Annotated in this window: 12 protein-coding genes; 11 read left to right on the top strand and 1 reads right to left on the bottom strand. The window is 66.1% G+C overall.

Annotated elements, in window-relative coordinates; genetic code table 11:
* Positions 1-321 (top strand): trypsin-like peptidase domain-containing protein (locus ACXJKR_RS10975; protein WP_457322871.1); only part of this gene is annotated, 321 nt, incomplete at its 5' end.
* Between the two features lie 117 nt (positions 322-438).
* On the opposite strand, the gene ACXJKR_RS10970 is transcribed toward ACXJKR_RS10975, so the two are convergent.
* Entirely contained in the window at positions 439-1,173 is a 735-nt protein-coding gene (locus ACXJKR_RS10970) for a PEP-CTERM sorting domain-containing protein (protein ID WP_457322870.1), read from the bottom strand.
* A 220-nt stretch (positions 1,174-1,393) separates the two neighbouring features.
* On the opposite strand from ACXJKR_RS10970, the gene ACXJKR_RS10965 reads away from it, so the two are divergent.
* From ACXJKR_RS10965 to xrtA, 10 genes are all read left to right on the top strand, one after another.
* The gene (locus ACXJKR_RS10965; protein ID WP_457322869.1) at positions 1,394-2,980 is read left to right on the top strand and encodes an FAD-binding oxidoreductase; all 1,587 of its coding nucleotides are present in this window, start codon (positions 1,394-1,396) and stop codon (positions 2,978-2,980) included.
* 297 nt (positions 2,981-3,277) lie between these two features.
* Positions 3,278-3,856: an XrtA/PEP-CTERM system exopolysaccharide export protein gene (locus ACXJKR_RS10960; RefSeq protein ID WP_235531973.1), complete on the top strand. Its 579-nt coding sequence runs from the start codon at positions 3,278-3,280 to the stop codon at positions 3,854-3,856.
* A gap of 69 nt (positions 3,857-3,925) precedes the next feature.
* Positions 3,926-5,515 carry an XrtA system polysaccharide chain length determinant gene (locus ACXJKR_RS10955; protein WP_056195789.1) on the top strand — a complete coding sequence of 530 codons (1,590 nt, stop codon included), beginning with the start codon at positions 3,926-3,928 and terminating at the stop codon, positions 5,513-5,515.
* 1 nt (position 5,516) lies between these two features.
* Entirely contained in the window at positions 5,517-6,506 is a 990-nt protein-coding gene (locus ACXJKR_RS10950; RefSeq protein ID WP_056195792.1) for an XrtA-associated tyrosine autokinase, read from the top strand.
* On the top strand, positions 6,478-8,034 hold the full coding sequence (locus ACXJKR_RS10945) for a TIGR03016 family PEP-CTERM system-associated outer membrane protein (protein ID WP_457322868.1): 1,557 nt from the start codon (positions 6,478-6,480) through the stop codon (positions 8,032-8,034). The genes ACXJKR_RS10950 and ACXJKR_RS10945 overlap by 29 nt, the downstream gene beginning before the upstream one ends.
* A gap of 194 nt (positions 8,035-8,228) precedes the next feature.
* The gene (locus ACXJKR_RS10940) at positions 8,229-9,326 is read left to right on the top strand and encodes an XrtA/PEP-CTERM system-associated ATPase (protein WP_056195797.1); all 1,098 of its coding nucleotides are present in this window, start codon (positions 8,229-8,231) and stop codon (positions 9,324-9,326) included.
* Between the two features lie 13 nt (positions 9,327-9,339).
* A complete protein-coding gene (locus tag ACXJKR_RS10935; protein WP_457322867.1) occupies positions 9,340-10,233 on the top strand; it encodes an XrtA system polysaccharide deacetylase in 894 nt (297 codons plus the stop codon).
* A complete protein-coding gene (locus ACXJKR_RS10930) occupies positions 10,234-11,283 on the top strand; it encodes a FemAB family XrtA/PEP-CTERM system-associated protein (RefSeq protein ID WP_457322866.1) in 1,050 nt (349 codons plus the stop codon).
* A gap of 10 nt (positions 11,284-11,293) precedes the next feature.
* Positions 11,294-12,487, top strand: coding sequence for a TIGR03087 family PEP-CTERM/XrtA system glycosyltransferase (locus ACXJKR_RS10925; RefSeq protein ID WP_457322865.1), 1,194 nt, complete (start codon positions 11,294-11,296; stop codon positions 12,485-12,487).
* Positions 12,484-13,718: exosortase A (xrtA, locus tag ACXJKR_RS10920; protein ID WP_457322864.1), on the top strand; the 1,235-nt coding region annotated here is incomplete at its 3' end. The genes ACXJKR_RS10925 and xrtA, both read left to right, overlap by 4 nt.

The following is a 13,718-nucleotide window of genomic DNA, read 5'->3' as shown; positions in this document are numbered from 1 at the left end:
GACGTGCACGTGACGCACAGAGGCATCGTGTCGGCGCGCACGGCCATCGTGCCGCCCGCCGCCGCGCCCTCGGGCCTGACCGAACGCGCGGTGCGGCAACTGCGTGCCGGTGCCTTCGAGGTGTTGCAGCTGGATGTCCTGGCCTTCCCGGGCAACAGTGGCGGGCCGGTGCTGGACATCGAGACCGGCGAAGTGATCGGCGTCCTGCAGGGCGGGGCCATCAAGGGAACCCGGGAGGCCGCGCTCAGCGCCCCCACGGGCATCAGCTACGCCGTGCTGATCCGCGATGCAGCGCCCATGCTGAAGTACATCGACCGCTGACCAGCGTCGACGGGCGACTGTCCGTCCAAGCGAGACAAATCGCGCGGCCAATAAAAAACCCCGCCGTGGCGGGGTTCTCTGAGTGCGGAGCAGCGACGACTGGCGTCGCTGTTCACATCACTTGGCTTGACGACGGCGGCCGGCGAAGCCCAGGCCAGCGAGAGCCAGACCCACCAGACCCACCGTGGCGGGCTCAGGCAGCTTGGTGGCTTCGATGGTGGCAGACCAGTCGTTCTGATCCAGGGTGCCGCCACCCAGGATGATGGCAACCAGGGCTGCAGTCGAGGTGTTCGTGTACTGCGCCGAGAAGATGCCCGTCCACTTGGTTTCGTCTTCGCCGATGTCGCAGCTCTTGTTGGCGTTGGTGTCATCACACGCACGGCCAAGGATGCTCATCGTGACCGACGTATTGCCGGCGTTGTCGGTGAAGATGAAGGGCGAACCGAACTGGCCGGGAGCCAGGTAGGTTTCGCTGAACAGCCAGTTCGGCTTGGCATCGAAGTGCAGGAAGTTGGGGATCGGCGTGCCGTTCACGCCGATAGGCACATTGTTCGGACCCGCAGCTTGGGTCATGTCTTGCACCCAGCCAGCGGTCGGAGCGAAGATCGTGCCGAACGCCGGGTCATTGAAGGAACCGGTGCCGCCCAGTTGCTTGGTGGCGAACTGGCCGTAGGTCTTGCCAGCGGTCTGGTAAGCATCGGGAGCGGGATCCGGAACCCAGTTGACGGTGCCGAAGGACACGATCACTTGGCCCAGGCTGACACTCGTCTTGCCGATGATGGGGGTGGCGGATGCGGCAGTGGCCACTGCGAGGGCCGCTGCAGCAACCAGCGTCTTCAGGGTCTTGCTCATTTGAATCTCCTTGATTCACTTGCTAGAAGTTGGGGCGCGGCCCCGGACGCTGGGTAATAAGCAGGTCGCGTGCCAGCTTCGAAGATGCCGCCTGCTTTCCCTTTTAAAACAACGAGTTGCTGTGCTCTTGGATGACGTATTGCCGGTGTTTTGAGGGCCGGTTGATGGTCGCTGTAAAGTCCTCCGACACCCGTCTCAGGCAGGCGGGCAGGGAGATAGTGTGGACGGACTGTCAGGCGAGCATGGAGTGACGCGGCGGAACTCTGGCAATGTGACCGGCTGGGACCGCGGGGAGCTGGACTGCTGGCGGGCCACGACTGTCGATGAGGTGAAGGCTTGCGTGGACGAGGCGCGCCGCCGGGGGATTTCGCTCTACCCGCTATCGACCGGCTTGAATTGGGGGTATGGCTCGGCTGCGCCACCCCAGGCAGGCGCCGTGCTGCTGGATCTGAGCGGCATGAACCGCATACGCAATGCGGCAGAGATCTCGCAAGCGAATCCTGTCGCGGTCATCGAACCTGGGGTGACGCAGCGGCAGTTGCACGAATTCCTGAGCGAGTCCTGCCCGGGCCTGAGCTTCAACGTGACGGGTTCGTCGGTGGACACCAGCATCCTCGGCAATGCGCTGGACCGGGGCRTGGGATATCTGGGGCCGCGCCGCGAGGATGTTTTCGGGCTTGAGGTGGTGACCGGCCGAGGGGAGTTGCTGCGGACCGGGTTTCGCCGCCTGGGCGAGGATTCGCCGCTTGCGCATGCCCACCCTTATGGCCTCGGGCCGATGCTGGATGGCCTGTTCTTCCAGGGCAATTACGGCATCGTCACCAGCGCCTGCCTGAAACTGCTGYCGCGGCCGGCCCGCTCGGTTGCCGTGTCGCTGGCCCTGCGTGATGTCTCGAAGTTAGGGGAATTCCTGGATGGCCTGGCGCTGCTGAAGCGGCTGGGCGTCATGGCTGGCGTGACTCACGTCGGCAATCAGGCGCGCACGCGGGCCAGCATGATGTCGGGCATCAGTGAATACCTGCGTATTTCCTGCGGTGTTGCGGAGAGTGACCTGGCGGCCGAGGCGGATCGGGCGCTGGCGACGGTGGCGCCCTATGAATGGACCAGCCTGGGCGGCGTCGCCGGCAGCGCCGCCCAGGTGAAGGCCGCGATTGCCGAGGTCAGGCGGGTCCTGGGCGGCATGGCCAAGCTGACCGTGGTGGACGATGCCAAGCTGGCGGCCGGTTTTCGGCTGCTGAATCCCTTGCGAAACCTGTGGCCCTGGGCGCGCGCCAATGCGGCGGCTATTTCGGCCATCCGGCCCTTGCAGGGTTTGGCGGATGGCCGGCCGACCGATGCMGCCATCACCAACCTGTTATGGCGATATGGCCAGCCGCAGCTGCCGGCGCGGGAACTGGACGCTTCCGGTTGCGGCCTGATCTTCATCAACCCGGCGCTGCCCATGGCGGGCGGGGCGGTGGTGAAGGTCGTCGATGCCATGAAAGCGGTTGCCGCCGGATTTGGCCATGAGCTCTATGTGACGCTGAATATCGAGACGACCACCTCGCTGGTGGCGGTGGCCAATCTGTTGTTTGACCGCGGCGACGCGGCTGCGGTTGCAAACGCCCGAGCCTGCGCGCGGGCGCTGTGGGAATATTTACGCAGTTGCGGCCTGGAGGTGTACCGGGCGCGGGCGGACATGATGGAGGACGTGGTCGACCCCCAGGATTCGTTCTGGCGCACTGCCTGGGCGCTGAAATCCGTGTTCGACCCGGACAATCTGATTGCTCCGGGGCGTTACAACCTGGCTCGGGCACCCGACGCCTGAGCGGATTTCGCGGTCGCCGCGCGCGTGTGAAAGTCCGCGTTGCCCGGGGGAAGCCCCCGATTTAGGTTGCCAGACATGGGGTGGGGCTATGGCATCATTCCAAGGCTTTGGCCCTGGGTGACGGCAGGTTTTGCCGTTCCCTCTCGACTGCAACGGTTTGCGGGGGCCTTCGATGAACAGACCCACAGAGGACTCGCCTTGAACGCTTCCAACAACCGTGATGCGCAAATGACGTCGGCAAGAGGCTCGCAGAGGGCGGCAAAGGCAGCCGGCGCGTGGTGGGGCCGGGCCCTGGCAATGCTTGCCATCGGCGTGCTGGCCGGCTGCGCCAGCACCAGCTTCCCGCCAGCGCCGGCGGCAGTGGCCAACGATGACTACAGCTACATCATCGGCGCGGGTGACAACCTCAATATCCAGGTCTGGCGCAATCCGGAGCTGTCGATGTCGGTGCCGGTTCGCCCGGACGGCAAGATCGCCGCCCCGCTGGTGGACGAGATGGTCGTGCAGGGCAAGACCTCGGTGCAGGTGGCTCGTGAAGTCGAGAAGCAGCTCGGCAAATACGTGCGGGACCCGGTCGTCACTGTCATCGTCACGAGCTTCATTGGCCCCTACAGCGAGCAAATCCGCGTCGTCGGCGAGGCGGCCAAGCCGCAATTCCTGCCCTACAAGCAGAAGATGACGGTGCTGGATGTGATGATCGCCGTCGGCGGCCTGACGGACTTTGCATCCGGCAACAGYGCCACCATCCTGCGCACGGCCGAGGGCAACAAGCAGTACTCGGTGCGCCTGAAGGACCTGATCAAGCGCGGTGACGTGTCGGCCAATGTCGAAATGCGGCCGGGCGACATCCTCATCATTCCGCAGAGCCTGTTCTGAATTGAAGGGAGAGGACCTGCGTTCGCTGCCGGCCTCTCCTCGCCATAGCTTTAACCGAGACTGTTCCCCATGGAATTGCTGATTGGTCAGCTTCTGATCATCGTCCGGCGGATGTGGAAATACCGCTGGGTCGGCCTGGTCGTGGCCTGGGTGGCCGGGCTGGTCGGCGCCGTGGTGGTGTTCGTGCTGCCTGACCGCTACGAGGCCAGCGCCCGCATCTACGTGGACACCCAGTCCATCCTGAAGCCACTGATGTCCGGCCTTGCCGTGCAGCCCAATGTCGAGCAGCAGGTGATGATGCTGAGCCGCACGCTGATCAGCCGGCCCAATGTCGAAAAGCTGGTCCGCATGGCCGACCTGGACTTGAAGAACCAGTCCAAGGCCCAGCAGGAATCCACCATCGAGACGGTGACGAGCAATCTGTCCATCCAGAGCAGCGGACGGGACAACCTCTACATCCTCGGCTACCGCGACAGCGATCCGGAAACGGCCAAGCGTGTCGTGCAGGCGCTGGTGTCGATCTTTGTCGAATCCAGCCTGGGCCAGACGCGCGTGGGCACCTCGACGGCAACGACCTTCATCAACGAGCAGATCAAGTCCTATGAGGCCAAGCTGGAAGAGGCCGAAACACGGCTCAAGGAATTCCGGCTCAAGAACCTGTCCAATATGTCGGGTGACGGGAAGGACTCCGCGGCTCATATCGCGGAGTTGAGTGGCCAGCTGGAGCGCGCCCGCCTGGAGTTCCGCGAGGCTGTCAATGCGCGCGATGCCGCCAAGGCCCAGCTGGAGGCCGAGAAGGCCCGCGGCGGCGCCCAGACGACGGCCCAGAGCCTGATTCAGGAATCCAACGCCAACGTCAGCACGCCTGAACTCGACGCCCGCCTGGCGGAGCATCGCCGCAGCCTCGACGCCTTGCTGCAGCGCTACACCGACCAGCACCCCGACATCATCGCCACGCGCAAGCTCATCAAGGATCTCGAGGAGCAGAGAAAGCGCGAGCTCGCCGAGCTGCGCAAGGCCGCCATGAATGTCCCGACGGCTTCCGTGGGCCAGAACAGCGGCAGCCTGGCCACGCAGGAACTGGTGCGCGTCCTGGTGACGACCGAAGTCCAGGTCGCGGCCCTGCGCGCCCGCGTCGACGAATACTCGGGGCGCTACTCTCAGGCCCTGGTGGCGCTGAAGACGGCACCTCAGGTTGAGGCCGAGGCTGCCCAGCTGAACCGCGACTACGCGATTCACAAGAAGAACTACGAGGATCTGGTGCAGCGCCGCGAACAGGCGTCGATCTCCGGCGAGCTTGATGTGGCGTCCGGCGTGGCGGACTTCCGCGTCATCGACCCGCCGCGCGCCAATCCCAAGCCGGTCGCGCCGAACCGCCTGCTGCTGCTCGCCGGTGCAATGGCGGCGGCCCTGGGCGTCGGCCTGTTCACGACCTTTGCCGCCAGCCAGCTGCGCCCCGTCTTCCATGACGCGAACGACCTGCGCACCCGCGTGGAATTGCCCATCCTGGGTGTCGTGACGCGGCTTGTGACGGATGCTGATCGTGCCCGCCAGCGCGTCGACCTGATTCGTTTCTCCGCGGGGGCCGGAGGGCTGCTGGCGATGTTCGCCGTCGCATTGACGGTCTTGGCTGTGCAACTGAGCCGGCAGGTGGTTTGACATGACGAGCCTGATTGAACAAGCCGCCAAGCGGCTCGAGCAACTGCGCCAGGCCGGCGTTGTGCTGCCCGGCGACGAGCAGGCGCAGCCAGCGGCGGCGCAGCCGCCGGTCGTCGCGCCCTTGGCCGCGCCCGCCGCCGCTTTGCCTGCGCAGCCGCAGGCAGAGCCTCGGCCCCATGTGGGCATCTCGGTCCTGGACGATGGGCTCCATCCGTCGTCCAAACGCGTGGAGCTGGACGTCGTGGCGCTGGCCGCGCAGGGCTTCCTGATGCCCCACACGCCGCGTTCGCAAACGGGCGACCAGTACCGGGTCATCAAGCGCCCCTTGATCAAGAACGCGATGGGCAAGGGCGCCGCGACGATCAACCACGCCAACCTGATGATGGTGACCAGTGCGTTGGCCGGTGAAGGCAAGAGCTTCACGTCCATCAACCTCGCGCTGAGCATCGCGGCCGAACTGGACAACACGGTCATGCTGGTCGACGCCGACGTGGCCCGCCCGTCGGTGTTGCGCATGCTGGGCCTGCCGCAAGGCCCCGGCCTGCTCGACGTGCTGGAAGAGCGTGTCGAGATGTCCGAGGTGCTGCTGCGCACCAATGTCGAGAAGCTGACCATCCTGCCCAGCGGCACACCCCACCCGCGTGCGACCGAACTGCTGGCCAGCGACGCCATGCGCCATCTGCTGGACAACATGGCCAAGCGCTATCCCGACCGCATCATCATTTTCGATTCGCCGCCGCTGCTGCTGACGACGGAGTCACGCGTACTGGCTTCGCACATGGGCCAGATCGTCATCGTCGTCCATGCCGAGAAGACGGCGCAGAGCGCCGTCCAGCAGGCCCTCGCCGCCATCGAAACCTGCCCGGTCAAGATGATGCTGCTCAACCAGGCCAGCCCCAACGCTGCCGGTGGTTACGGCTACGGGTATGGCTACGGGTATGGCTACGGCTACGGATACGGCTATGGCAGCAATGACTCGGCCCAGACCTGAGCCGCGCCATCTGCCTCTGGCCCTCGCCCTTTGTGCGATCGCGGCTCACGCCCAGCAGGGAGACGCTGCTGCTGGTGCCGGCGGTGGCGCCATCCAGCCTCGCATCGGCGTGTCACTGAGCTGGACCGACAACCTGCGCCTCGACGATCAAGAAAAGGACGCGGCGGTGATTGCGACGGTATCCCCCGGCGTCAGCATCGTGCGCAATACGGGTGCGCTGCGCGGCAGCCTGGACTACTCGCTGAACGGCGTCACTTACCTGAAGACGACCTACAAGTCCCAGCTGCAGAACGCGCTGACGGCAAACGCCCAGGCCGAGATCATTCCTCGTACCTTCCTTGTCGATGCGCAGGCCAGCATCGGGCAGCAGAACGCGACGGCCTTCGGTTCACAGGCGGCACCCACGCTGGGCTCGCAAGGCTCGGTGTCCGCTTTGGACAACCCCAACCGGCGCGAGACGGGCACCTTGAACGTCTCACCGTTGCTGCACGGCCAGCTGGGTGGATTGGCCAGCGTGGATCTGCGTGGCAATCTTTCGGTCACCGAGGTGCGCGGTAGCGCCCTGGGCGACAGTCACGGCAGCGGTGGTTCCATGCGCATCGCACAGCTCAGCGCCGGCGTGCTGAGTTGGTTCCTTCAGGCGAACACACAGCAGGTACGGCCCAAGGCTGCGTTCTCCAACCGCACCAGCTCGGCGACGGCGGGCCTGAACTACCACCCCAACCCCGACTGGCTCTTCAGCGTCAATGCGGGCCAGGAGCGCAATGATTACCTCAGCCGCAGCGGCGGCGAGCAGACCGGGCTCACGGGCGGCCTGACCGCCGATTGGACGCCCACGCCGCGTACGCGCGTCAATGGCAACTGGCAGCGTCACAGCTATGGCAACAGCCACGGCCTGAGCTTCGAACACCGCATGCGCAACTCGGTCTGGCGCTTCTCGGACTCCCGCAACGTCACGCTGGGCAACGCTGGCGCCACGGGCGGCGTGCGGACCAACTACGACCTGTACTTCCTGTTGTTCGCATCGCTGGAGCCGGACCCGATCAAGCGCGACACCCTGGTGCGTGCCTATCTGCTGTCACAGGGCTTGTCGCCCGATGCGCAGGCCGCGGTGGGCTTCCTGTCCACCGGGCCGAGCCAGCTGCGCAACCAGATGCTCAGCTTTGCCCTCCAGGGCGTGCGCAGCAACGTGACGGCCACGGTCAGCCGTTCCGTCACCAGCCGCCTGGGGGACAATCTGAACCAGGGCGATCTGGCCAACAACTCGCGCATCGACCAGCGCTCCTATTCGTTGTCGGGCAGCTACCAGCTCACGCCGGTGTCGGGGGTGTCGTTGACGGCTTCGCGCCAGGAGACCATCGGCGACTCCAGCAATCGCCGCACCCAGCTGACCAGCCTGGTGGCCAACTGGAACAGCCGCCTGGGTTCGCGCATCAGCATTCAGCTTGGTGCGCGCCACAGCCGCTTCGAAGGTGTCAGGCCCTATTCCGAGAATGCGGCCTACGCCAACCTGACGCAACAGTTCTGAAATGAAATTGGAGCCCCTCGTCCGGTCTCGCCCCGCTGAACGCGGGCGCGCCCAGCCGGTCCCCCGTGGGGACGGCGATGCTCGCGGCATCGAGCCGCGAGCACATCGCCAAACGGGCCGGCTCGGGAGCGGCCCAGCGCTCGGCCCCGCAGACGCCGGTTTCGTGCGCCGAGAATGCGTAATGGACAACTGACATGTACGAAGCCTTCTATGGCCTGAGCAGCAAGCCCTTCCAGCTCAGCCCGGACCCGAACTTCTACTACGGCAGCAAGCAGCACCGCCGGGCCAAGGCGTATCTGGACTATGGCGTGCTGCGCAATGACGGCTTCATCGTCATCACCGGCGAGATCGGTGCCGGCAAGACCACGCTGCTGCGCGGCCTGCTGGACAGCCTGAACCGCAGCAACGTCGTCATCGGCAATGTCGTGACCACCCAGCTCGACGCCGAGGACACCCTGCGCATGGTGGGCGCGGCCTTCGGCGTGCGCGTCAAGGATGCGCCCAAGTCCGAGCTGCTGATGACGCTGGAAGCCTTCTTCGTCAACCAGGTCACCCAGGGCAAGCGCTGCCTGCTCATCGTCGACGAGGCGCAGAACCTGACGGCCCGCGCGGTCGAGGAGTTGCGCATGCTGTCCAACTTCCAGTTTGCCAACCAGTCGCTGCTGCAGACCTTTCTCGTCGGCCAGCCCGAGTTCCGCGGCATCCTGCAGAAGCCCGAGATGGAGCAGTTCCGCCAGCGCGTCGCGGCGACCTGCCACATCGGCCCGCTGGACGAAGACGAGACCCAGCGCTACATGGAGCACCGCCTGAAGTGCGCGGGCTCCGCCGGCAAGCCGACCTTCGACCACGACGCCTTCCCGGCCATCCACAAGGCCAGCAACGGCATCCCACGCCGCATCAATCGCCTGTGCGACCGCCTGCTGCTGCTGGGCTTCATGCAGGGGCGCAGCCATCTGACGCTGGCGGACGTGAAGGAAGTGCTGCGCGACATCGCCCAGGAGAGCGAGATCCCGCGCCACAGCGACGTCAGCCCGCTGGACAGCACGCCAGCCAAACTGCCCGACAGCCGCCCCGGTGCGCTGGACAGTGCACCTGGCGCACTGGACGTGTCCAGGCTGAAGCTGAGCGTCGCCGAGGTCGATGGCCTGTCCAGCGAGATCGCGGCCCTCAGCGCCGATCACCACACCGACCGCCTGCAGCGCCTGGAGCGCAGCATGATGCGGCTGGAGCGCATCAATCTCCAGACGCTGGCGCTGCTGCAGAAGCTGGTGGACGCCGTGAAGCAGCACTGATGGAGTCCCGATCATGCTGATGCCCACCAAGACTCCGGCCCTGCGCAATGCGATGAGCATTGACGTGGAAGACTACTTCCAGGTCTCCGCCTTCGCGCCCTACATCAAGCGCGAGGACTGGAACGGCCTGGAATGCCGCGTCGAGCGCAACATCGAGCGCATCCTCGCGCTGCTGGCCGCCAAGCAGGTCAAGGCCACCTTCTTCACGCTGGGCTGGATCGCCGAGCGCTATCCGCAGGTGGTGAAGGCCATCGTGGCCGGCGGGCACGAACTGGCCAGCCATGGCTATGGCCACGAGCGTGCCAGCGACCTCAGCCCGACGGCCTTCCTGGACGACATCAGCCGTGCCAAGAAAATGCTCGAGGACCTGGGCGGCGTGCCCGTCATCGGCTACCGTGCGCCGAGCTTCTCCATTGGCAAGGCCAACCTCTGGGCCTTCGACGTGCTGCGCGATGCCGGCTACCGCTACTCCAGCAGCGTCTACCCCATCGCCCACGACCACTACGGCATGCCCGACTCGCCCCGCTTCGCCTACCCGGTGCGCGAGGGCCTGCTCGAGATCCCGGTGACCACCCTGCGCATGGGCTCGCGCAACCTGCCCAGCAGCGGCGGTGGCTATTTCCGGCTGCTGCCCTATGCGCTGTCACGCTGGATGATCCGCCGCGTCAACGAGATTGACGGCGAGCCAGCGGTCTTCTACTTCCATCCGTGGGAGATCGACAGCGAGCAGCCGCGCATCCCCGGCATCAACGCCAAGACGCGCTTCCGCCATTACGTCAACATCCCGCGCACCCACGACCGGATCGCGCGGCTGCTCGGCGATTTCCGCTGGGGCCGGATGGACGAGATCTTCCTCGGCCGTGAGGCCAGCCCGCGCGCTTCGGCGCCCTCGCTGAGCCCGGCCTGAATGAACTCCCCCCTTCGCATTGCGCGCCTGGCCGCGCAAGACAAAGCCTTGTCCGCGCGCTGGGACGCCTTCGTCTTCGCCCACCCGCAAGCGACCTTCTTCCACCGCAGCGGCTGGCTGCGCATCATCCAGTCGGTGTTTGGCCACAAGGGATTCTTCCTCTACGCCGAGCGAGACGGTGTCATCGAGGGCGTGCTGCCGCTGGCCGAGGTCAAGAGCCGGCTGTTCGGCCACTCGGTCACGAGCCTGCCGTTCGGCGTCTATGGCGGCGTGGCCGCGTTGAACGACGAGGCCACCGCAGCGCTGGAGGCCGAGGCCGAGAAGATCGCGCGAGGGCAGGGCGCCGAGCACCTCGAATACCGCAACCTCGGCCCCACGCGCCACGCCGACTGGCCGCGCCAGGATCTCTACGTGACCTTCCGCAAGGAGATCCTTGCGGAGGAGGAGGCCAACATGCTGGCCATCCCTCGCAAGCAACGAGCGATGGTGCGCAAGGGCATCAAGAACGAGCTCAAGGCCGAGATCGACGCGAATGTCGACCGCTTCTTCGACCTCTACGCCGACAACGTGCACCGCCACGGCACGCCGGCCATGCCCAAGAAGTACTTCCAGGCCTTGCTGGACGAATTTGGCGCGGATGCCGAGGTGCTGACCGTCACGAGCCCCAGCGGCAAGCCGCTGTCGACCGTGCTGACGTTCTACTTCCGCGACGAATGCCTGCCCTATTACGCCGGTGACGATGAAGCGGCACGCGACCTGGCGGCGAACGATTTCAAGTATTGGGAGCTGATGCGCCGGGCCTGCGCCCGGGGCCTCAAGGTCTTCGATTACGGCCGCAGCAAGCAGGGCACCGGCCCCTATGCGTTCAAGAAGAACTGGGGCTTCGAGCCGCAGCCGCTGAGCTACGAGTACCGGCTGTTCAAGCGCGACGCGATTCCCCAGAACAACCCGAACAACCCCAAGTACCAGCTGATGATCAAGGCCTGGCGCAAGCTGCCCATCGGCTTTGCGAACTGGCTCGGGCCCTTCATCGTGAAGAACCTCGGGTGAACGTCGGATCATGAAGATCCTCTACCTCGTCCACCGCCTGCCTTACCCGCCCAACAAGGGCGACAAGGTGCGCTCCTACCATCTGCTCAAGCACCTGGCGGCGCGGCACGAGGTCCATCTCGGCACCTTCCTCGACGACCCCGATGACGAGCAGCACCTGCCGCGCGTGCGCGCGCTGTGCAAGAACGTGCATGTGGCGCGCCTGAACCCGCGCTCGGCCAAGCTGCTGAGCCTGCGCGGCCTGCTCAGCGGCGAGGCGCTGAGCCTGCCGTACTACCGCGACGCCGGCCTGCAGGCCTGGGTGGACGACGCCGCGGCCCGTGTCGGCTTCGATGCCGTCGTCGTCTTCAGCGGCGTGATGGCGCAATACACGCACGGCCTGAAGGGCGTGAAGACGCTGGTGGACTTCGTCGACGTCGACTCCGCCAAGTGGCGCGATTACGCACCCGAGCATGCCTGGCCGATGTCCTGGCTCTACCGCCGCGAGTTCGCCAAGCTGCTTGGCTTCGAGCAGCGCGTGGCAGAAGGCGCCGCCTGCAGCTTCTTCGTCACCGACAACGAAGTCGCGCTGTTCCGCGCGTTGAGCCCCGGCCATAAGCTACGCCTCGCGGCCCTGGGCAACGGCGTCGATGCCGATTTCTTCACGCCGGACGCGGCGCGCACCAACCCGTTTGCGTCCGGCGAGCTGCCGCTGGTGTTCACTGGCGCCATGGACTATTGGCCCAACGTCGACGCGGTGACCTGGTTCGCCAGCGACATCCTGCCCGCGCTGCGCGAGCGCTTTCCGGCACTGCGCTTTCACATCGTCGGTCGCAGCCCGGCGCCCGCCGTGCAGGCGCTCGCTGGCGACACCATCAACGTGACCGGCACTGTGCCCGACGTGCGACCGTATCTGCAATACGCGGCCGCGGTTGTGGCGCCGCTGCGGCTGGCGCGTGGCATTCAGAACAAGGTGCTGGAGGCGATGGCCATGGCACGTCCGGTTGTCGCAGCCAGTACCTGCGTGCGTGCGATCGCGGCGGGTGTGCAGCCTGGGCTGCAGCCGGCCGATACCGAAGCGGACTACGCCGAACGCCTCGGCGCGCTGCTTTCCAATCACGAGGCTGCCAATGCGGCCGGCCGTACGGCGCGCGACTTCGTGCTCGGCGCCTACAGCTGGGACGCCCATCTGGCTGGCCTGGACCGCTACCTGGAGGTTGCTTGATCACCCTGCCCAAGCCCTGGCGACTGCCCCTGCTCGGCCTGGCCCTGGCCTGGGGGCTGCTCGCGATCCTGTATTTCGCGACCGGCGCCGCCATGGTCGAGATCTGGAACCGTTCCGAGACCTTTGCCCATGCCTGGGTGGTGCCGCCAATCTCGGCCTGGCTGGTCTGGCGTCGGCGCGCCGAGCTGGCGTCGATCACGCCGCGGCCAGCGCCCTGGTGGTTGCTGGCCTTGCTGCCCCTGGGCCTGCTGTGGCTGATCGGTGACCTTGCCGCCGCCAATGCCGCAACTCAATTCGCGTTGCTCGGCATGGCCGTGGCCCTGGTGCCTGCGCTGATCGGCACGCAGGCCGCCGGGCGCATTGCCTTCCCGTTGGGCTTCCTGTTCTTCGCCGTGCCTTTCGGCGACTTCCTGACGCCTTGGCTGATGGAGCGCACGGCCGACTTCACCATCGTTGCCCTGCGCGCCACCGGCATCCCGGTGTTCCGCGAGGCGCTGCAGTTCGTCATTCCGTCGGGCTCGTGGTCCGTGGTGCAAGCCTGCAGCKGCATCCGCTACCTGATGGCTTCGGTCATGGTGGGCACGCTGTTCGCCTACTTGAATTACCGCACGACCGGCAAGCGGTGGGCCTTTGTGGGCGTGGCCATTGTTACGCCGCTGGTGGCCAACTGGTTGCGCGCCTACATGATCGTCATGCTGGGCCATCTTTCGGGCAACAAGCTCGCCGTGGGCGTAGACCACATCATCTACGGCTGGGTCTTCTTCGGACTCATCATGCTGGCGATGTTCATGATCGGGGCGCGCTGGTCGGACCCCGACCCCGAGCCCGTGCTGGCCTCGCCGGATGCGGCTGGACTGGGGCTGTCGCCTGCGCGCTTCGCGACGGTCCTGGTGGCGGCGCTGCTGCTGGCGGCCCTGCCTTCGGGCATGCGGGCCCAGGCCGCGCACTCGGGTGCCCATGGCGAGCCCAGCCTTGCAGCGMCTCAACTGGCGGGCTGGACCTGGTCGCCCGAAGCCCTGACCAACTGGAACCCCCATTTCAAGAACCCCAGAGCGGTCCTGCGTGGCCGGTTCGCGCCCGCCACGGGCGACGCGCCGGTGGGGGTCTATGTCGGCTATTACCGCGACCAGCTTTATTGTCGCCAGCTCGTCACCTCAGTCAACGACCTCGTCAATGACGAGGTCGACTTGGATTGGTCGCGCTCGGGCGCCGGCCAGGCTCAGCTGGAGGG

It is taken from the genome of Roseateles sp. P5_E11 (genome assembly GCF_054049355.1).
This window is presented reverse-complemented; position numbering and strand designations above follow the sequence as displayed.